The organism is Oscillibacter sp. ER4 (genome assembly GCF_000765235.1).
Classification (GTDB): Bacteria; Bacillota; Clostridia; order Oscillospirales; family Oscillospiraceae; genus Hominicoprocola; species Hominicoprocola fusiformis.
In genome coordinates this window covers 1-19,873 of record NZ_JPJG01000044.1, presented here as the reverse complement: position 1 = coordinate 19,873, position 19,873 = coordinate 1, and the positions used below count along the sequence as shown (strand labels likewise).

At 53.5% G+C, this 19,873-nt stretch carries 20 protein-coding genes, 5 tRNA genes, 1 rRNA gene and 2 pseudogenes; 8 read left to right on the top strand and 20 right to left on the bottom strand.

From position 1 onward, the window contains the following. Positions 1–74: 74 nt before the first annotated feature. From NI20_RS14565 to rbr, 4 genes and pseudogenes are all read left to right on the top strand, one after another. Complete coding sequence (locus tag NI20_RS14565; protein WP_081958417.1) at positions 75–851, top strand: zinc ribbon domain-containing protein; 777 nt, start codon at positions 75–77, stop codon at positions 849–851. 118 nt (positions 852–969) lie between these two features. Beyond that, positions 970–1,392 (top strand): hypothetical protein, encoded by a 423-nt coding sequence (locus NI20_RS0107300; protein WP_369699409.1) that lies wholly within the window; start codon positions 970–972, stop codon positions 1,390–1,392. Positions 1,393–1,543: 151 nt separating this feature from the next. Next, a complete protein-coding gene (locus NI20_RS13825) occupies positions 1,544–3,037 on the top strand; it encodes a [FeFe] hydrogenase, group A (protein WP_369699408.1) in 1,494 nt (497 codons plus the stop codon). Positions 3,038–3,064: 27 nt separating this feature from the next. Continuing rightward, a pseudogene (gene rbr, locus NI20_RS15995) lies at positions 3,065–3,583 on the top strand (rubrerythrin); the annotation flags it as partial. A 292-nt stretch (positions 3,584–3,875) separates the two neighbouring features. Here rbr and NI20_RS0107290 read toward each other — a convergent pair. The 5 genes from NI20_RS0107290 to NI20_RS14150 all read right to left on the bottom strand — a co-directional run bounded on the left by NI20_RS0107290 (position 3,876) and on the right by NI20_RS14150 (position 7,472). Next, positions 3,876–5,114 carry an IS256 family transposase gene (locus NI20_RS0107290; RefSeq protein WP_033120748.1) on the bottom strand — a complete coding sequence of 413 codons (1,239 nt, stop codon included), beginning with the start codon at positions 5,112–5,114 and terminating at the stop codon, positions 3,876–3,878. A 48-nt stretch (positions 5,115–5,162) separates the two neighbouring features. Continuing rightward, the gene (locus tag NI20_RS0107285; RefSeq protein WP_033120747.1) at positions 5,163–5,483 is read right to left on the bottom strand and encodes a type II toxin-antitoxin system RelE/ParE family toxin; all 321 of its coding nucleotides are present in this window, start codon (positions 5,481–5,483) and stop codon (positions 5,163–5,165) included. Then, positions 5,464–5,736: a type II toxin-antitoxin system Phd/YefM family antitoxin gene (locus NI20_RS0107280; protein ID WP_033120746.1), complete on the bottom strand. Its 273-nt coding sequence runs from the start codon at positions 5,734–5,736 to the stop codon at positions 5,464–5,466. Before NI20_RS0107280 ends, NI20_RS0107285 begins: the two co-directional genes overlap by 20 nt. Positions 5,737–5,839: 103 nt before the next feature. Further along, entirely contained in the window at positions 5,840–6,610 is a 771-nt protein-coding gene (locus NI20_RS14155; protein ID WP_052084500.1) for a CAP domain-containing protein, read from the bottom strand. Positions 6,611–6,680: 70 nt separating this feature from the next. Further along, positions 6,681–7,472 carry a class D sortase gene (locus tag NI20_RS14150; protein ID WP_052084499.1) on the bottom strand — a complete coding sequence of 264 codons (792 nt, stop codon included), beginning with the start codon at positions 7,470–7,472 and terminating at the stop codon, positions 6,681–6,683. A 42-nt stretch (positions 7,473–7,514) separates the two neighbouring features. Here NI20_RS14150 and NI20_RS0107265 point away from each other — a divergent pair. Then, positions 7,515–7,700, top strand: a pseudogene (locus NI20_RS0107265) (helix-turn-helix transcriptional regulator); the annotation flags it as partial. Between the two features lie 179 nt (positions 7,701–7,879). Here NI20_RS0107265 and NI20_RS0107260 read toward each other — a convergent pair. The 9 genes from NI20_RS0107260 to NI20_RS0107220 form a co-directional block, all read right to left on the bottom strand. Further along, positions 7,880–9,208, bottom strand: a complete 1,329-nt coding sequence (locus NI20_RS0107260; RefSeq protein WP_033120745.1) for an MATE family efflux transporter — start codon at positions 9,206–9,208, stop codon at positions 7,880–7,882. A 473-nt stretch (positions 9,209–9,681) separates the two neighbouring features. Beyond that, positions 9,682–10,107, bottom strand: coding sequence for an RNHCP domain-containing protein (locus NI20_RS0107255; protein ID WP_033120744.1), 426 nt, complete (start codon positions 10,105–10,107; stop codon positions 9,682–9,684). Positions 10,108–10,317: 210 nt separating this feature from the next. Continuing rightward, complete coding sequence (locus NI20_RS0107250) at positions 10,318–11,577, bottom strand: glycerate kinase (RefSeq protein WP_033120743.1); 1,260 nt, start codon at positions 11,575–11,577, stop codon at positions 10,318–10,320. 98 nt (positions 11,578–11,675) lie between these two features. Then, positions 11,676–12,827 carry an aminotransferase class I/II-fold pyridoxal phosphate-dependent enzyme gene (locus tag NI20_RS0107245; protein ID WP_033120742.1) on the bottom strand — a complete coding sequence of 384 codons (1,152 nt, stop codon included), beginning with the start codon at positions 12,825–12,827 and terminating at the stop codon, positions 11,676–11,678. Positions 12,828–13,049: 222 nt separating this feature from the next. Further along, a complete protein-coding gene (locus tag NI20_RS0107240; protein ID WP_052084496.1) occupies positions 13,050–13,964 on the bottom strand; it encodes a hypothetical protein in 915 nt (304 codons plus the stop codon). A gap of 12 nt (positions 13,965–13,976) precedes the next feature. Then, a complete protein-coding gene (locus tag NI20_RS0107235) occupies positions 13,977–14,906 on the bottom strand; it encodes an AEC family transporter (RefSeq protein ID WP_033120741.1) in 930 nt (309 codons plus the stop codon). Positions 14,907–14,939: 33 nt separating this feature from the next. Next, positions 14,940–16,259, bottom strand: coding sequence for an acetyl-CoA hydrolase/transferase family protein (locus tag NI20_RS0107230; protein ID WP_033120740.1), 1,320 nt, complete (start codon positions 16,257–16,259; stop codon positions 14,940–14,942). Then, positions 16,252–16,728, bottom strand: coding sequence for an aconitase X (locus tag NI20_RS0107225; RefSeq protein WP_052084495.1), 477 nt, complete (start codon positions 16,726–16,728; stop codon positions 16,252–16,254). Before NI20_RS0107225 ends, NI20_RS0107230 begins: the two co-directional genes overlap by 8 nt. Positions 16,729–16,757: 29 nt before the next feature. Continuing rightward, positions 16,758–17,993 (bottom strand): lactate racemase domain-containing protein, encoded by a 1,236-nt coding sequence (locus tag NI20_RS0107220; RefSeq protein ID WP_033120739.1) that lies wholly within the window; start codon positions 17,991–17,993, stop codon positions 16,758–16,760. A 382-nt stretch (positions 17,994–18,375) separates the two neighbouring features. On the opposite strand from NI20_RS0107220, the gene NI20_RS0107215 reads away from it, so the two are divergent. The 3 genes from NI20_RS0107215 to NI20_RS15855 all read left to right on the top strand — a co-directional run bounded on the left by NI20_RS0107215 (position 18,376) and on the right by NI20_RS15855 (position 19,102). Next, a complete protein-coding gene (locus tag NI20_RS0107215; RefSeq protein ID WP_033120738.1) occupies positions 18,376–18,645 on the top strand; it encodes a hypothetical protein in 270 nt (89 codons plus the stop codon). 124 nt (positions 18,646–18,769) lie between these two features. After that, complete coding sequence (locus NI20_RS0107210) at positions 18,770–18,961, top strand: hypothetical protein (protein WP_033120737.1); 192 nt, start codon at positions 18,770–18,772, stop codon at positions 18,959–18,961. A 12-nt stretch (positions 18,962–18,973) separates the two neighbouring features. Next, positions 18,974–19,102, top strand: a complete 129-nt coding sequence (locus NI20_RS15855; protein WP_255358011.1) for a hypothetical protein — start codon at positions 18,974–18,976, stop codon at positions 19,100–19,102. 154 nt (positions 19,103–19,256) lie between these two features. On the opposite strand, the gene NI20_RS0107205 is transcribed toward NI20_RS15855, so the two are convergent. The 6 genes from NI20_RS0107205 to rrf all read right to left on the bottom strand — a co-directional run. Next, a tRNA-Thr gene (locus NI20_RS0107205) sits at positions 19,257–19,332 on the bottom strand. Positions 19,333–19,335: 3 nt separating this feature from the next. Beyond that, positions 19,336–19,412, bottom strand: a tRNA-Asp gene (locus tag NI20_RS0107200). A gap of 73 nt (positions 19,413–19,485) precedes the next feature. Continuing rightward, positions 19,486–19,561, bottom strand: a tRNA-Trp gene (locus NI20_RS0107195). Between the two features lie 3 nt (positions 19,562–19,564). Beyond that, positions 19,565–19,641, bottom strand: a tRNA-Ile gene (locus NI20_RS0107190). A 64-nt stretch (positions 19,642–19,705) separates the two neighbouring features. Beyond that, positions 19,706–19,781, bottom strand: a tRNA-Asn gene (locus NI20_RS0107185). A 1-nt stretch (position 19,782) separates the two neighbouring features. Further along, positions 19,783–19,873 (bottom strand): 5S ribosomal RNA (rrf, locus tag NI20_RS14145); the annotation flags it as partial.

The following is a 19,873-nucleotide window of genomic DNA, read 5'->3' as shown; positions in this document are numbered from 1 at the left end:
TTGGCGCTCTCCGCCGTGACAGCGGAGCTATTTTGCCGTGACACTGGGGCTAAATCTCCGTGCAAGTGGTGCTCATGATCCGAAATTTACAAGATGACTTTATCGGTGAAAACGGTCTCTACAAATATACCGAAGGTGGTAAGGAGAAAAAGGTTGACCCAAACAACCTACCTCCTACCTATATCACGGTAGCACCCCACACACCGTTTATTCCTGCTGATATTTGGCTTGCCTGCAATATGAAGGCAGACGGCAACTCTCAGATTAAGAATAGTGGTAAGGGTACACACACTTGGTTATCTGGTCTTATGAAATGTGGTTATTGTGGTTTGGCTAATACGGTAGCCACAAGGTCAGATGGAAATCATAAGTTGATATGCAGTGGTAAGAAACGGCATAGTTGTACGGGTGTATCTACGGAGATAACGGTAAAAATGATTGAGGACTATGTAGAACCGTTGCTGTTAGAACACCTGCAAACAGAACTTACAAAGGCATTGTTTACGGAAGAAGAAAACCCCGATAGTGCAAAGTTAAACCAACTGAATATTGAGTTAATCAAAATCAATCAAGAGATAGATAACTTGGTGGATGCTGTTGCGTCTGCTGGCCCAGCAGTTGCAAAGCGGTATAATGCTAAAATAGAAAAGTTAGATAAGGAAAGTGAAAGAATATCACAAGAAATCTTGGCATTAAAAACGGGTACAAAAGCAATCTTATCTCCCGAAGAAATCCAAGACTGTATTGACCGTTGGGCGCAGTATTCTTTTGAGAAGAAAAAGACAATCGCCAAACTGTTTATCAAGGTAATCACTATAACTGATAATGAAATCCAAATCATTTTCAACTGATACTTGATATCCGTTTCTCCTAAGTGATATACTGAACATACAGAAACCCTGCATTTGCCTTGCAGATGCAGGGTTTCCTTTTGTTACATTTAGTGATGGCAATGGCAGAATGAGTCGCTTGCTGACGACGCTGCTCTTATATCGCAGCGGATTCTACGTTGGAAAATATATCTCCCTAGAGGCAAAGATCGCGAAAAACAAGGATTTGTATTATGACGCACTGAACCGTGCACAGCATGGCTGGCATGAAGGAACCGAGGATGCCGTCCCGTTTATTAAATATCTGCTTGGCACCATTCTGGCTGCGTATAAAGACTTCGGGGACAGATTTGCCATCGTGGAAGAGAAGCTTCCTGCCATTGATATGGTTCGTAAGGCTGCTCTGAATAAAATCGGTCGTTTCACGAAGCAGGATATCAGGGAGCAGTGTCCTTCGCTGAGTTTGAGTTCTGTAGAAGCTGCACTGCGGAAAATGGTGGCATCCGGCGAACTGAAGCGTGAAGGAACCGGAAAATCAACCTGCTATATTCGCTTGAAATAGTGTATAAGAGTTATAAAAATAAGAATTTGTTTTGCTAATGCAAAAACTTTTGACCTAAATACAGATGTTGCGGTATAATGGAAACGCAATATTTGTATGCTTACAAACGGGTTTATAGTGTTGCCAATCTATATTTTTAGGAGGATAAACGATGAATCATTTACCTTTACATGTGCGTGTTCCAATCGAGGGAAATAATCCGAGTATTACTCGTTTGGAAGAAAAATGTATTAAATGCGGAATGTGTAAGGACGTATGTACAAATGCCATAGGTGTGCATGGTACATATACATTTGAGCAGACTTGTGGAGAGGCTGTGTGTATAAATTGCGGACAGTGTACAAATGTCTGTCCTGTTGACAGTATTATGGAAAAGTATGAATATTTGGATGTAAAGAGAGAGGTTCAGAATTCGGAAAAGATTGTCATTGTAAGTACGTCACCATCCGTACGAGCTGCGCTGGGGGAAGAATTCGGTATGCTTGATGGCAGCTTTGTACAAGGGAAAATGGTTTCGTTGCTTAGAAAATTAGGCGTAAATTATGTCCTTGATACCTGTTTTGCAGCTGACCTTACTATTGTTGAGGAAGCTAGTGAGCTTATTGAGAGAGTGACCAAAAAAAGCGCTCCCTTACCTCAGTTTACCAGTTGTTGTCCTGCATGGGTTAAGTATGTGGAAACATATTATCCGGAAATGATTCCGAATCTTTCATCAGCGAAAAGCCCTATCGGAATGCAGGGACCTACAATTAAGACCTATTTTGCTGAGAAGAAGGGTATAGATCCAAAATCAATTGTAAATGTGGCACTTACTCCATGTACTGCAAAGAAATTTGAAATTCGCAGAGAGGAGATGAACGCTTCTGCTCATTATCTTGGTGTAGAGGGGATGCGTGACATGGATTACGTGATCACGACCAGAGAGCTTGCAAAGTGGGCAAAAGAGGAAGGGATTGATTTTGCCAGTCTTGAAGATGGTGAATATGACAATTTTATGGGAGATGCATCTGGAGCTGGTATTATTTTCGGCAATACCGGAGGTGTTATGGAAGCTGCTCTCAGAACTGCTTACGAATTTATTACAAAAGAAAAATCACCGGAACAGTTATTCAACCTTACACCTGTAAGGGGATATGAAGGCGTCAAAGAAGCTACTTTAAAAGTTGGCGATTTAGATGTGAATATCGCTGTAGTATATGGTACAGCCAATGCCGGGAAAGTAATTGAGGGCATCAAGCAGGGAGAAAAACAGTATCATTTTGTGGAAGTTATGACTTGCCCGGGCGGATGTATCGGTGGAGGCGGCCAACCAAAGGATATCATGAAGGATAAGGACGAGGTACGTAAAGCGAGAATTGCAAGTCTCTATACAAGGGATGAGGCGATGACACTCAGACGGAGTCATGAGAATCCAGAGATTATTCATCTTTATGAGGAGTTTTATGGAAAGCCGTTAAGTGAATTGGCAGAAAAGATGTTACACACTTCTTATGAAGATAAGAGTGAAATATTAAATCGAAAAGGAGATATAAAAATGAGTAAATGGGTATGTAGTATTTGTGGTTATGTGTATGAAGGAGAGGCAGCACCGGAGCAGTGTCCATTATGTAAGCAGCCTGCATCTGTTTTCAAGAAGGTGGAATAGTCGCCTGCAAAGAGTAAGTATGCTGGAACAAAGACAGAGAAGAATCTTTGGGAAGCGTTCGCAGGGGAATCTCAGGCCAGAAATAAATACACTTATTTTGCTTCCGTAGCAAAGAAGGCCGGATATGAGCAAATTGCAGCATTATTCCTGCAGACAGCTGACAATGAGAAGGAGCATGCAAAACTCTGGTTTAAGGCGCTTGGTGAACTTGGAGATACCGCAGAAAATCTTCTTCACGCTGCAGAAGGCGAAAATGCAGAATGGACAGATATGTATGCTAGAATGGCTAATGAAGCGGAAGAAGAAGGTTTCCCGGAATTAGCCGCTCAGTTCAGAGGTGTTGCTGCGATTGAAAAACTTCATGAAGAAAGATATCGTGCACTTCTTAAGAATGTTGAAACTATGGAAGTGTTTAAGAAAAGTGGCATTACAATGTGGGAATGTCGCAATTGCGGACATCTTGTAGTTAGTGCAGAAGCTCCTGAAAAATGCCCTGTATGTAATCATCCTCAGGCTTACTTTGAGGTAAGAAAAGAGAACTATTAAGATACCGTATTTATTTGATCAAAGACTATTTACAGTGTACAAAAATGTAAATTTACAAAACAGTTAGACATATTCCAATTTATCAAACTGAATACATTGATCTCTGCGGGTCTGTCCCAAATTCTGTGTAAACACCGAAATGCGGTGTAAATAGAGCAAAATATATTCAAGGCGGAAGTGGCGCAAGCTGCTGCCGCCTTGTTTTCAAAATAGCAGTGGATCGAGGGCATGTCAAGGGCGGGGGCGCCAGCCCCCGTTCATCTGGACCCTTGACATGCCGGTGTGTAGCAGGTTATTCCGGCATACGATCAGCAAAAAATACTGCCAGCTGAGCATGGATCATGCTCCAATCCTGTCTCCGGCCAGTCCATTTCTTTGTGATATCGATCATGGCCAGATACAGCATTTTCAGTAGGCTGTCATCTGTGGGGAACACGGATTTTGCCTTGGTTACTTTCCGAAGTTGGCGGTTGAATCCCTCAACGGTATTGGTCGTATAGATCAGACGGCGAACCTCCTGGGGATACTTGAAATAGGTGCTGAGATTCGGCCAATTGTCCCGCCAGGACTGAGAGATTTTGGGGTATTTCTTGTCCCAATGCTCGGAAAAGGTATCCAGCGCGTCCAGAGCAGCGGCCTCATCCACTGCGGCGTAGACCGCCTTCAAATCTGCCATGAGCGCCTTTATATCCTTGTAGGATACATATTTGCTGGAATTTCGGAGCTGATGGATGATACAGTTCTGAATCTCTGTCTTGGGAAACACCGCTTCAATCGCAGCGGAAAATCCGGTCAAATTGTCCGTACAGGCGATGAAAATATCCTCAACGCCTCGATTTCTCAAACCGTTGAGCACCGTTGCCCAGAATTTGGCGCTCTCATTTTCGCCGACCCACATGCCAAGAACATCTTTTTTGCCGTCCAGATTGATGCCAATTGCAATATAAACAGCCTTCTTGACGATCTGACCCTCACTTCGAACATGATAGTGGATGGCATCCAGGAAAACCACTGCGTATACGCTTTCTAAAGGCCGCTGCTGCCATTCTTTTGCGATGGGCAGGATCTTATCCGTAATGCGGCTTACCGTGGTATCTGAGACCTCTACGCCGTAGATATCCTGAATATGCGCTTCAATATCTCCTGTGCTCATTCCTTTTGCATACATGGACAGGATCTTTTCCTCAATGTCCTGGCTGATGCTGGTTTGGTTTTTCTTCAGCACCTGAGGCTCAAATTCGCCTTTCCGGTCTCGAGGCACCGATACCTCTACATCTCCAAAGCTGGTCCGCAGTGTTTTATGACTGTGACCGTTGCGGCTGTTATCTGTGTCCTTGTTCTTGTAGTCATACTTGCTGTAGCCCAGTTCATCATCCAACTCTGCTTCCAGGCCATTCTCCATGAATTCTGAGATTGCCTCCTTAAACAGGCTCTGAATGTCATCCATGCTGCCGATGTTTGCCATCTGCAGCAGTTCACGGATTTTCTCCCGTCGGGCGTTTTCTTCTGGGGTACGATTCTTTCTGGCCATATGTAAAACCTCCAATGTGGTGCTTCTATTCTACACCACATCGGAGGTTTACACAAAGTTTGGGATGGTCTCATCTCTGCGGCTGTAAACGATGCGGCGCACCTCCATCGTATCTCCAATCACTACATAAAAAATCGTGTAGTTCTTTACCTGGATACGATAATAAGGATGCTCACGCTCTCTTACAGAATGATACGGTTCAAATGCTTCTGCGCAGGAAAGGCGTTCATGGATTGCGGTTTCAACAGCATCAACAAAGTCTTCTGCTGCAATCGGGTTTTGAAGGCTGATGCTGATATAATCCACGATTTTGTTAAGGTCATCCTCAAAGAGCGGCAGAACACTTAGCTTATAATTCTTTTCGTCCATGGATCCGTCCTCTTACTCTCTTAAACATCTCATCTCCGGAATAACGAATATCAGCGGAATCTGCTGCGCGGTCAGCCTCGTCCAGCTTCAGCTCGATGTCATCCGTCAGCGCTGCGTATTGCTCGATACTCATGACCACCATAGAGCCGTAACCATTCTTGGTAAGAAAAACCGGATCGCCGGTTTTCAGCACAGTCTCTTCGATTTCCGAAAATTTGTTTCGCATATCGGAAACAGGTCTGATATTGATCATAGCAGTTCCTCCTTACTCGGGGTTATCTTACCACCGCTATCATTATTTTATCAGAATTTTATCATAGAATCAACCGTCATTTTGCGTAGGAGATTAAATGCTGCTATCTCACCACAGGCGGATTTACACTTGAGATGGAATAGCCATCGTAGAGGAAAAGCTGGACACAGTACCAGCACGGGTCACCAGTATCATTGACACCTCTTGCCAGCCCAACGCCAATCTCAGATAGCTTTGGGTTGACCATGTTCTTGTTGTGGGTTGTCGAAGCGCTCCAATCCGCCACGGCCCGTTCGGCAAGTGTCTGGTCAGACAGCACCCAATCTGCGATGCGATGGATATTTTCGGCCATGTAAGGACAATCCGTGGCGGTATTGAATTTTCTGCCATCCGGCCTTGTGTGAGAATAGACGGTATGCGCAGCCATCTCGTCGGCTCGTACCTGCGCCGCCTGCATGAGTTTGTTGTTGATGCGCAGCACAGCAACGCCGTTTTCTTTGCGCAGGGCATTGGTGCGGTCGATGATGTCCTGTTTTGCGGTGGCAACATCTGTCTGCGAAGGATGTTCCATGGGCTTTACCTCCGCAGACTTTTCTGGCGCTTCGCCGGTGTACGGCTTTTCCGATTCGACCTGCACACATTTGGTATCGCTGTCCCAATAAACATTGAAACCGACCTGTTCGCCAATGTCCCGCAGCTTCACATAGTTGTTGCCGTTGATCGCATAGGCCTCCATCTGCACCTCCTGCCCATCGACAAAAATACGATGGTTGCTGCGTTCAGCGAGGATTCCCGCAGCATAGGCGGAAGTTCCGCCTGTGATAATAGCGCCGATAAAAAGGCCCGTAAACATCGTGAGGATCTGCTTCTTCATGGAAAAGCCTCCTTATTTTTGATCTACTATTCCTTTACGATCATAAAGCGGCTTTTTCAACAAAAGATTTTTAAGAGGCCTGAACAGCCTGCACACACCAGCGCTGACTGGAATCTCCGGCAACGCAGGTAAGGAGAGTCATTCGGTTATCCGTGGTAGAGGACAAATAGCTCCAATCGCTGCTGCTGATTTTGGTCACAGTCTCCACCAGATAGGTGCGGGTACCCATGGATGTGGTATAGGTGATTTTATCACCCACATCCAGATTCTTGATGCTGCCGATCACATATTTGGCGCCGCGATTATGCCCGCAGACAGCCACATTGCCGTTCCAGACGCTGGTACTGGTGAAATGCCCCAGCCCCTTTTTCATGCTGGCAGTCGTTTCACCTTCCCAGAGATAGTAATTCTTAACTCCGATGGCAGGAATGGAGATCTTTCCGACGGCACCGTTGGAGAGCAGAAAATCCTGTGTCAGCTCCGTGAAAGCGGGCGTCGCAGGAGTAGATGTGGAGCCGCCCTGCAGAAAACCGGGGATCTCCACAGTTCCGCCGCCGGGAGAAATTCCGTAAATTCCGCTGCCGGATGCAGAGATGCCCTGAAGACCATGCAGCATGATTTTCTCCATCACCCCGGTTTTGGTGGTGCTGAGCTGCCCGTACTCCAGCTCGGGGATCTGGTAGTCCACCACATTTTTCCCGCCGTAATTGTAGCGGGAACCGTAGACATCCTCATAGGAAGAGGAGGGATAGTATTCCGGGGTGCCATCGGTTTCAAAGGAATAATCGGCAGCCTGTGCGCTGACCGCCATCGCAGAAAGCATGGCAGCCAGAGTCAAAGTCAATGAGAAAAACTTCTTCATACGGGAGCCTCCTGTTCTTCTTCAGCGGGAACGGTAAATTCATGCCGATTAAAAAAGTACAGGCTATTAAAAGATTTGACCCAAGAGCAGTTGGCGGCGCAGGTAGGCGTGCGGCGGGAAACCATCATGCGGCTGGAAAAGGCACAATACAATCCCTCACTTAAACTGGCGATCGATATTGCAAGGGTTGTCGAAGCGCCGATCGAAGAAATCTTTGTTTTCAAGTGATCTGTGCGGAACTAACCGGCCGGCAGTAAATGACGGTGTACTGCACGGCATGAAATGAGATAGCTGGCTTCTAAGCGTCAGTCCGCCAGTTAGCGTCTGGTCGGGGATGCCAAAAGGCCCTGGAAGTGCTGCTTCCAGGGCCTTTTTATTTTTTCTTATTTTATCGCACTGGGCGGGGCTCACGCCTGCATATCGGTCTGTCTGCGGTAGCTGCGCAGGAACAGGAGCGACATGACAAGGCACATCGCCTCGGAAAGAACGGGCGTGTACCAGATCGCCTCGCCGCCGAACGCGGCGGCAAGCGTCAGCAGCACCGCGCTTTGCAGCACAAGGCCGCGGCCGACGGAAATGCTGATGGCTGGGACGGGGCGCTCAAGCGCCGTCAAAAAGCCGCCGATGACGATGTTGAAGCCAAGGAACAGATACGAAACGCTGTAATGCCGGAACGCGTGCGCCGAGTACGCGACCAGCTCCTCCCCCGCGTGCGAGAGGTAGAGGCGCACGAGCTGCGGCGCAAAGACGTAAAGCCCGAGGAAGAGCACCGGCGCGGCGATGCAAACGGTCGTGAGCGCATAGCGCAGGAGCTTTCTGCACGCGGCGCAGTCTCCCCTTCCGTACTGGAAGCTCACGAGCGGCTGCGAGCCCTGCGAGATGCCGACCATCAGCTGGATGATGAGCGACGTCACATAGGCGATGACCGTGTAGGTCACAACGCCGTCCGTACCAATATATTTGAGCACCGTGCGGTTGAAGAGGAAGATCATCAGTCCCGTGCACAGCTCCGTCACGCCGTCGGCAAGTCCGATGGGCAGGATGCGCGCGTAAAGGTGCGGATCGAAGCGGAATTTGCACAACCGGAACGTGCACTTTTTGCTGAAAAAGTGCGCAAAGTACGAGAGGCAAGTGACAAGCTGTGAAATGCCCGTGGCGACTGCCGCGCCGAAAACGCCCATGTCGAGCCAGAAAATCGCGATATAGTCGAGCACGCAGTTTGTCAGGCACCCGCCGATGACCGTGAAGAGCGCGTAGCGCGGGAAACCGTCCGTCTTGACGAGCACCTCAAGGTTGTAGGACACCAGATAGCACACGCCGAACGGCGCAAGGCCGAGAAGGTAATGCTTGACATAGTCGAGCGTGATCTCGTCCGCGCCGAGAAGGCGGGCGAACGGCTCCAAAAACAGCAGCACGAGCGCCGTTACGACCGCGCCGAGGATGAGCAGCGTGGCAAAATTCTGTGAAAAGAGGGTGTTGGCCTCGTGCCGTTTATCCTGCGCGATGGCAATGGCGATCAGCGTGGACGAGCCGACGGCAAAGAGCACGGCAATGGAAAACAGCGCGTTGGTAAATGGGATGGCGAGGTTGACGGCGCTCATGGCGTATTCGTTAACGCCGAGGGAGACCATCAGGCCGTCGACCATTGAGTAGAGCGAGAATACCACCTGTGAAGCCACGGTGGCCGAAACAAATCGGACAAAGTCATGTTTCAGACCTTTGCCTGAGAGTAACAAAATAACACATCCTTAAATTATAATATTTTATTATGCGTTGATCTGACCGATCCCAAAGCTCCCTGCGCGGAGGACTGCCGCCGCATCATAGACGGTGTGCGCCATAAGCGTCACCATCCGTTTCCGGCGCTGCAAAACGCGTGCGGTCATGTCCTGAAGAAGTGACTCACCTCCATAGAAAAAATCTCCTTCCAGCATTTGGTGTGATCTGAAAACGCCGTCTGCGGCAAAAAGCGGCCAAATATAAGAAAAGCAGCCGCAAAAACGGCTGTATCTTCGACGCCAAGGCGGCTTTTGATCGGTCTGTAATTTTATTATACCATAGGTTTGCCGGTTTTGCAATCACCTGTGCAAAACCGAAACACAAACGAAACACCTGCTCTCACCGCTGTCCTGCTCCCCGCTCCGTCCTTGTCAAGCGGCAGAGGAGGCGGCCTGCCGATGCAGGCCGCCTCCTCTGTTTCCTTTTGGGCTTATCGCACGCTTCCCTCGCCGCCCATGAGGGCGGTCATCTCCTCGATGCGCTCGAGGGGGAACGGCGGCGCGCTGAGCGGTCGCATGGCGATGCTCATGAGCTTCATCGGGTTGTCGTCCGCCGCCACACGATTCGAACTGAGCGCTCCGCAGCGCTTGCAGCGGTGGATGATCGCCCACTCGCCGCCTCTTCGCACCCAGACGGCCACGGGCTCCATGATGCCGCCGCAGTCGCTTTCGCGGTCGCCCGGCTCAATGTCCACGTGCAGGCTCGATAAGCAGTTCGGGCAGTGGTTGCGATGGTCGCTGCCGGCGTTTTCCGGCGTGCAGAGCCGCCCACAGACCTTGCAGGTGAAGGTGTCGCGGCAGGCGTGGGTCTTGTAATAGCCTTTTTCAAAGGTTTTGCGTTTGTTCTCGCGGTTCATGTAGTCCTCCTGAAAAGCATGGCTCTCGGGAGGAACGGCGTGTGTCAGTAAATTTGCCGGCCCTCCCGGTCAGCGCACACGCTCCAGTAACATCGTTTTAGACTTCAAAAAACGGCTCCTTCATTTTAAAAATTCCGGCAGCCCGGAAAGGCTTGCCGCAGCTATCGTAACGCCGGAACGCCCCGTTGTCAAGCGCTCCGCATTTTTCCCTCATTCCGCCGCACGCAGCAGCAGGACGGTGACGTCGTTGACGTTCGTGCCCGTCGCGCCGGTCTTGATGAGTCCGCCGACCGCGTCGAGCGCATGGTAGGCGTCGTTATCATTGAGCGACTGCACAGCGTCAACGCCCTTTTGGCGCATCAGCTGCGCGGTCTCGTCGTCGGCGATGCCGCCCGCGGCATCGGTCGGTCCGTCCGTCCCGTCGGAGCCGACGGAAAAGACGAGCGCGTTCGAAAGTCCCTCAATGCCGAGCGCCGCGGAGAGCGCGATCTCCTGATTGCGCCCGCCAAGGCCCTTTTCCCTCAGGTGGACGACCGTTTCGCCGCCCATGAGGAACGCAAGGTTTTTCCCGTCACGCGCATGCGTGCGCGCAATGGAAGCAAGCATGCTCCCCGCCTCGCGCGCCTCGCAGCAGAGGCAGTCGGTGAGGATCATCGGCTCGTAGCCGAGCGCTTCGCACGCCGCGGCGGCCGACGCGCAGAGCTCGCGCACGCTGCCGGTGATCTGCGTTTCGACATTTGTAAGCGTTTTCGGTGTTTCCTGTGCCAGAAGCGCCCACGCCCGCTCCGACAGGCGCAGGCCGTACCTTTTCGCAATATCGAGCGCCTGCGCACAGCTTGAGCTGTCGGGATACGCGGGGCCCGAGGCGATCATGTCGAGCGGGTCGCCCAGAATATCGCTCAGCACGACAGCGAAGACCTGCGCCGGCGCGCAGTGCCGGGCGAAGCGTCCGCCCTTGACGGCGGAAAGCCGCTTGCGGATCGTGTTGATCTCCACGATGTCCGCGCCCGCGGCAAGGAGCTGATTCGTGACGTCCTGCAATTCCGCAAGCGGAAGCAGCGGCTTTTCAAAAAGCGCGCTGCCGCCGCCCGAGAGCAGAAAGACGACCGTGTCGCTTTCGGACAAATCTTCCGTCAGCGCGAGCGCGGCGTCCGTGCCGCGCAGGGAGTTTTCGTCCGGCACGGGATGCCCGCCCTCAAAGCACGCGACATCCGCGATCTCACCTTTCACGTGACCGTACTTCGTCACGACCACACCGCCGCAGAAATTATCCTGCAAACACGCGCGGGCGGCGTGCGCCATCTGCCACGCGGCCTTCCCCGCCGCAACGAGGTACACCCTTCCTAAAAAGGTCTTGCCTTTCAGCGCGCGCTCGACCGCCGCGTCCGGCAGCACCGCCGCGATGGCGCGCGTGATGATTTTCTCCGCGTCCGCGCGCAGGTTATCCACAGGTTTCGACTTTTCCTGCATAAGCGCCCCTCCTTTTGAAAAAAAGCTGCCGAAAAACGGCAGCTTTTTCGTTATCTTTTGATTTTACCATGCCCGTCTTACGGACACAAGCGGAATTCTCAGAATTCCAGCTTCTCCATGCGGTCGAACGCCTGCTTGAGCTGGTCAATGCCGACGGTGCAGGCGATGCGGAAGTGGTTTGCGCCGGTCTTGCCGAACGGGCTGCCCGCGCTGACGAGCACGTGCGCGCGCTCAAGTAGCTCCTTGCAGAACTGCTTGTCGTCGAGGCCCGTCTTCTCCACGCCGGGGAAGAGGTAGAACGTGCCCTTCGGGCGCACGAGGCTCAGATACGGGATCTTCTCGATGCGGTCGGCAGAGTAGAAGATGCGGTCGCGGTACGCGGTCACGTACTTCTCGCGGATTTCTTTGCGCATTGCGAGCGCCTGGATGCCCGCGCGCTGGGAGATGGACGGTGCGGAATAGACGAGCGAGCCGTTGATACGGTTCATCACGTCGAGGAATTCCGGCTCAGCGATGATGACGCCCACGCGCCAGCCGGTCATAAGGAAGTTCTTGGAAAAGCTGTTGAGCGTGATGGTGCGCTCGGCCATGCCGGGCAGCGTGCGGATGGGGCGGAAGTCGCCCTCGTAGATGTAGGTCGTGTAAATTTCGTCCGCCGCGATGAGAAGATCATATTCCTTTGCCACGCGGGCAAGCATCTCCATTGTGGACAGATCGTAGCCCATGCCGGTGGGGTTCGTGGGGTTATTGAAAATGATGGCCTTCGTGCGCGGCGTGATGGCAGCTCGCAGGCGCTCTTCGCTGATGGCATAGTCCTCCTCGGCGTAGGTCGGCACATCGACGCACACGCCGCCCGCCAGCTCGATCTGCGCGCGGTACAGCGCGAAATACGGGGAAAAGACGATGACCTCGTCGCCGGGATCGAGGATGGCAAACATTGCCAGCGACATGCCGAGGCAGCTCGACGCGCTCACGAGCACGTGGTCGCGCGGAAGGCTCTGGTCGAAGTCCTCTTCCCACGCCTTGCAGACCGCGGAAATGAGCTCAGGGTCGCCCTTGGGGTCGCCGTAATGGGTGTAGCCCGCTTTGGCGTCGCGGAAGGCAGCGTTGATGATGGCCTCGTCGGTTGTAAAATCCGTGTCGCCGATGCTCAGGTCGACAATGTCCTTGTATTTGGCCAGCGCCGCGGTGTCGAGCGTCAGGCCGGTGCCCGCGCTCTGGAAGCGCTTGGCAATAAAGTTTCGCTTCATGGGTGACTCCTCCTTGCAGATCGCCGCGGCAGCCCGATTTTTCAAGCGGCGCGTAGAAATGCTGAATTTTATTGCAGTATATGGCAGATTCCGACAGAATGCAATCGGTAATGTCGATAGAATTCGAAGGCTGCGCGCTTTTCCATTTTGTTAACATGATAAAGTGTCATCGAACAGTGAAAACAGAACCGGCGCAAAATGCGCCGGCTCTGCCGTTTTTCTTTACCACGGGATGGTTTTGAACTGCTCGATCTCGTCTTGATGCTGCACGCAGCGCACAAAGCGCTTGCGGTAGATCGTGCAGCAGCCGTTGCAGGCAAGGCATTTGCTCCCGTCCTGCGCGCCGCTTTTGAGCTTTGCGGCAAAGTCCGGCTCGCAGATGAGCGCGTCCAGATAGAACGGCGTCTTCTGACCCGCGCGGCGGTTGAAGTCGATGCCGCTGACCTCCGCTCCGTCCACGCCGCAGCATTCGTAGAGCTGCAGCAGCGCAGGCAGGTCGCCGCAGCCGTTGCTGTCGGCCTTGACGATCATCGGGAAATCCGCGCCGCATGCCGCGCGCACCGCGCGCAGGATCCGCTCGATGAGGCGGAAGCGGTTCTCCAGGCTCCCGCCGTACTCGTCCGTGCGCAGATTTTCCTCCGGATTCAGAAAGTTCGAGAGCAGATACCCGTGCGCGTTGTGGACCTGCACGCCGTCCGCACCGCTCTCTTTGCACTTTTTCACCGCGAAGGCAAACTGCTCAACCAGACGGTCGAGCTCTTCCCGAGTGAAATCCTCGGGGTGCTTCGGCGGCGCGCCGTTCACGCTCTCGACGCCCTTGATGCCGCTGTGGCTGAGCTGGAAGAAAAGTTTACCGCCGTACCGGTGCACGCCGTCGCAGGCGCGGCGGAGAAGGGACTCGTCCGTCGTCTCGTCCAGCACGGGCTGGCCCGCGTCGGCACGCTGCATCTTGTCGACGCAGAAATGGCCGGTGATGACAAGGCCCACTTCGTTTTTCGCAAGCTCGATGAGCGTATCCGCCCAGAGCGGCGTCACCTGACCCTTTTCGTCAGACAGATGCTCGTTCGTCGCCGAGCGGACGATGCGGTTTTTAAGCTCGCACGTGCCGAGCTTTGCGGGGGTAAACAGAAGGTCCATAATCGTCTCTCCTTATAAGATCCGTTCGGCGACGAACATCATCAGCGGCATCGTGACCAGCAGCAGCAGATTCGATTGCAGCACGCTCTTGCTCGCCATCTCGGGCGAGCGGTCATAGCGCACACCGAAGATGCTGATGACCGTCGCCACGCTGCATCCGAGCACCATTACGATGCACAGGCACACCGTGCGGTTCCAGCCGGTAAAGCGCAGGATCACCGCCGCGATGAGTGGCATAACAAGGCAGCGCAGAAGCGTGATGAGGTACAAAATGGGCTTTTTGAGCACGTCGATGAGCGGGCTTCCCGAAAGGAGACAGCCGATGATGAGCATCGACGTCGGCACGACGCAGTTCGCCATGCTGCTCAAAAACTGGAGCGGCGCGCCGCTGAACTTCCACCCCGTGGCGAGCATGACGAGCATCGCAAGGGTGGAGATGTTCAACGGGGTCATCAGGCTCTTGATCTGCTGGCCCAGATCCTGCTCCTTATCCCGCCGAAAGCTCTGCATGACGAAGAGGAACATGTAGATCGTGGCGCAGGGCACGGAAAGCGAACCGAGCACCGTGCCCTCCGTGCCGAAAACAGCCGTGCAGAGCGGAATGCCGACAAAGCCGTTGTTGGGATAGCCCACGCTGCGGGTGAAGACGAGCGTTTCGTCCTCATTCAGCCCCATGAGCTTGGCGATGGGCTTTGCCAGATAGGTAAACAGGATAAACATCGACAAATACGCCGCGATGATCTTGAGCACCTGTGAAAATGGCATATCGCCGAAGTCGCCGCTCGCCGCGGCGAGCACGTTGCAGGGAAAAAACACGTCCAGCAGCAGCATGGAAAGGAGGTCTGCCCCCTTGCGATCCACTTTGCCCAACTTGCCCAGCAAAAAGCCGAGCATCATCATCGCTGCGAGAATCAAAACCTGCTGCAAAACCGTCTGTGCCATGTTATCCTACATCGTCCTTTATCTTGATCTAAATTACTTGAAATTCTCCTGCGCGTACTTCATCAGCTCCTCGCGGAAGTCGGGGTGCGCGATGGAGGCCATCGCCTCGGCGCGCTCGCGAAGCGTCTTGCCGGAAAGGCTCGCGATGCCGTACTCGGTCGCGACATACTGGATCATCGTGCGCGGCGCGGAGATCGTGCTGCCGCCGGGGATGGTGGCAAGGATATTGCTCTTGCGCTCGCCATCCTTCGTAAGGCGCGAAGAGTTGATGCAGATGAAGCCCTTGCCTCCCTTGGAGCGGTACGCCCCCTCGAGGAAGTCCATCTGGCCGCCGACGCCGGAGAGCTGGCGCGTGCCGGTGCTCTCGGCATTTTCTTGCCCCATGAGGTCGAGCTGCACGCCGCCGTTGATGCTGATGACGCTGCTGAGCTTCGAGATGCGCTCGACGGAGTGGATGTAGTCGAGGTCTCCCGGGTGGAAAAGCTGCGGCTCGGCGTCGAGCCAGTCATAGAGCTCCTGAGAGCCCATGGCAAGGTTCCACGCAGAAAGGCCGGTGTCGAGCTCCTTGCGCGCATTCGTCAGCTTGCCCGCCTTGTAGAGCTCAAGGAACGCATCGGAAATGGTGCCGGTGTGGCAGCCGAGGTCCTTCTTGTCGGACTCGGCGAGCATCTTGGCGACCGTGTAGGGCACGCCGCCCACGCCGAGCGACAGCACCGCGCCGTCGGGGATCTCATTCACCACGATCTTGGCGATGGCGATATCGGTCTCGCTGGGCGCGCGGTAGGAGCGCACGGGCAGCGGCTCATGCTCGCCCTCGACGATGTAGTCCGCTTCGGACAGGTGCACACGGTGCGAGCCGTCCACGCCCTGGAGCTTGGGATAGTGCTCGTTGATCTCGAAGATCACGGTGCGGGCGCTCTCAAAGATCGTGCGCCAGGCATAGTTCGAAATGCCGAGGCCACAGTAGCCGTTCTCATCCGGCTTGGAGACTGGAACGAATGCCACATCGCAGCGGATGTGCTTGTCACGATAGAGGTACGGCAACGAGCGCAGCATGGCGGGCATGAATTTCACAAGGCCATTCTTCTGGAGCTTGCGCTCATAATCGCCGACGTGCCAGCTGTAATAGCTGAAACTCTCCTGCTCGGGGTCTGCTTCGACGACCTCGATGCGCGGGCGGATCACAAGACCGCCGCGGACCTTGACGTCCTTCACTTCACCCTTGCGCGCAGCGAGCGCGCGGTCGAGCAGTTCGGGAAAGCCCGCGCCGAAGCCGTAATCCACCCAGTCGCCGGACTGCACCACCTTGACAGCCTGCTCCGGCGTGACAAACTTTGTCTGATAGTCATTCATAAGAAAAATTCTCCTTACTTCGATGCTTTCTAATGTAGCAGACTTTGCGCCGCTTGTAAATTGTTTCAGAATGAAAAAAGGCTCGCCGAAACGAGCCTTTGGTAGCGATGTAGGGGGTGCAGTTGTAGCTGAGCACCGCGCCGAGCGCACGGTAGGCATTGTCCGTGCGGATCATGTGAGCAATGTCCTCCGCATCCGCGGGGTGGGCACAGGCGCCGGTAAAATGGCCGGTGCAGAAGCCCGGGTTGAGCGTAGGCGCCACGCGGCAGCGCGCGCCGGCCTTGACCAGCTTCTCGGCAAACCAGAGGTCGCCGTCCTGATTGCTCAGGGCCACATGCGCCCGCTTGATCGGCACCATGCGCTGTGCGTCAAAGCACTCGCCGATGCCGACCTGGATCTTCATGGCATAGGCTGCGCCCTCGCCATATTTGCCCTCCAGCATGGCTTTCTGTTCATCGTTGAGAATCATGTATTTCCCTCCTGTTTTTTATTGGACGGTCATTTCTGAATAAGAGACATGCGCGGGTCCTTCGCCACCTCGCCGAGCAGCGCCTCGGAAACCTCGATTTCCCCAAGGTGGAGCGTGTTTTTGATGCGGATGATCTTCGGATCGTCTCGGTCGATATTGCGGCAGCATTTGAGCGCCACGCGGACCGCCGTTTCCGCATCGTCCACCGTGCAGGGGACCGATGCGTCGATCAGGCAGTTGCAGGCGATCGCGTTGGCGTACATCGCCTCCAGGTCCAGCTGGTCGGCGACCTTCCTTGTGATAACATCGAACAAGCCCACACCGATGCCGTTACCGTGGCTTGCCGGCGTTACGTCCAGCAGCACGAGGCGCTGATACTTCGGGATATGCAGTACGAACTTCTTCAGCACGGAGCTTCGGCCGAGAATGTTAGGATCAAAGCCAGCGCCGGAAACGTCCTTGCCGATCTCGTCACAAACGATGACGTCCGCTTCGTCGAGCATGATATAGGGCATATTGCCCCGCGCGATCTGCACAAGCTCCTTTTCCCGCTCGATCAGCCCCTCGGCAGGGACCGCTTCGACGGCATAGGTCTTGTCGTAAGCATTTTCCAGAATTGCGATGCCGAAGCCGATCGGCGCTTTTTTCAAAATCAGCCGTGCCGTTTCCTCGATCACGTCGGCAAATACCTCCGGCGCTTCCTCATGCACGGCCGAGCAGCCCTTGTGGTTGCCAAGGCCGATAACGAGCATCTTGCAAAGGCCGCTCTGAATGGGGCCGACAAAGTCGGTATGTAGCTTCACGCGATTGATGGGTACGATCAGGTCCGCCTCATACGCGGCACGATCAAACCACACGGGACGGCCGTTCGCGCAGTCGCCGAGATGCACGGTGTCCACCGTCGTCACGACCGGAACGCCCAGACGCTCCTCGGTCACACCATATCCGGCAAGCACCTCACGCTGTCCCTCCTCCGTACCGCCGCCGTGACTACCCATAGCGGAGACGATAAAGGGCTTTGCCCCAAGCTCCTTCAGGCCCTTCACCGTCGTTTCCACAATGCAGGACAGATTCTGGATGCCGCGGCTTCCGACGCCGACTGCCACACGCATACCCGGCATGACCAGCGCACAGATCTCCGGCTTTGCCAGCTCGCGGCGCACGGTGCCCTCTATATCGGTCAGGCAGGTCTCATCGAACTGTTGACGCACACGGTACATCTTCGGCAGCGGACGACGCAGGTCCTCTTCCAGCAGGATCGGCACATTTATCACTCCCCTTGCTTTAATCGTTCAGCTTGTTTTTCGCCGCCGAATCGTACTCTAGTTGTAGCCACGTTGTATACAGGTTGATTTGAACTAGTTATCCTATCTGCTTTTTCGCTTGTCAACATGTTTTTACTTTACCACGTTACTTTTGTGAAATATAACGTTTTCTTGTTTTATATTTTGTCAAAAACGCCGTTCAAAAGGGCTGGCAGGCAATAATTTGGTCGTGACATCCCCATCCGTGTAAGCCCAATGTCACTTAGATAATGCCCAAAAGGTGCAGGTTCAACCAGACGATCAGAAGAGTTTGATAGAAACTCCCAAAGGGATAGAGCCTCAGGAGATCGCCGCCCCAACAAATCGACAGGAGGACAACACAATGAGCATTAACGAAATGGAACGCAAAGCCCGCGAGCTGCGGGAGCTGCAAGCCCTCATCGAAGAGGCAGCGGCAGAAGCCGAAGCCATCAAGGACGCGATCAAGGCCGCTATGGGCGATGCCGAGGAAGTCCATGCAGGTGAGTACAAAATCACATGGAAGGCCGTAACCACCGCCAGAATCGACACCGCCGCGCTGAAAAAGGCGCTATCTGACCTCGCACAGCAGTTCACCAAGACCACCACCGCGCGCCGCTTCTGCATTGCATGAGAAAAGCCCTCTGTACCACCGCCGACCAAAGCAAGGCACAGAGAGCCGTAACCACCAACCACCACAGGGAGGCCGGTATCGGTATTATACCGACCTCCCGCCGAGAAAACAAGGAGGAAAAGCGATGACAGCGGCAGAAATCGAAAAAATGCGAAACGACTTTGAAGCCGTCGTTTTAACAATGTCACTTGAACAGAAAATGCTTTTACTCGACTTTATCAACCGTCTGGAACAAAGCAGAGCTGGAAAGCATGAAATGGGAAGCTGTGAGCATTTGGGGAATAAGCAGGGAACCAATGGAGAGATTAGCAACTGAAAGGAAAACAAGATGAATATCGAGTTTCAGGACATTGAGCTTGAAAATTTGCGCGAACAAATCCTTGAAATGATCGACAAGTTATCTGCTGCGGATTGCGCAGAAGTTTTTGCAGCATTGAAAGAAAGAGGCGTGCTATAGCAAAGGAGGGCGGGAACAATTAAAGAGCGCCGGGACGATTCCCGGCGTTCTTTTTATGCCCCGTTGCGGTTTTTGTTGCGGTTTCTGTCATTTGCTCACCGAACACGCAAAAAAGAAAAAACCTCGAAACCATTGCGGTTTCAAGGTTTTTCTGTGGAGCTGCTGGGCAGATTCGAACTGCCGACCTCATCCTTACCAAGGATGCGCTCTACCTACTGAGCTACAGCAGCAAATGGCGACCAGGAAGGGGTTCGAACCCTCGACCTCCGGCGTGACAGGCCGGCGTTCTAACCAGCTGAACTACCTGGCCATTTACTGAGGCGTTCTAATCAAAGAACAGATTTATTATAACATTTACAAGCGGACTTGTAAAGTATTTTTTATGGCAGGGGCAGAAAGACTCGAACTCTCGACACGCGGTTTTGGAGACCGCTGCTCTACCAACTGAGCTATACCCCTATGTGGTGGGCCTTCGGGGACTCGAACCCAGGACCAACCGGTTATGAGCCGGCCGCTCTAACCAACTGAGCTAAAGGCCCAAGTGATTGTCTATCCCTGATTTTTGAAAAAGAAAGAGTACCGCCACCAGAGTGGCGGCACTCTTGGCTCCCCCTGTTGGACTCGAACCAACGACACCGCGGTTAACAGCCGCGTGCTCTACCGACTGAGCTAAGGAGGAGTGTTGGCGCTACCTATCTTTCCGGGCCGTCTCCAGCCAAGTATTGTCGGCAGAAGCGAGCTTAACTTCCGTGTTCGGGATGGGAACGGGTG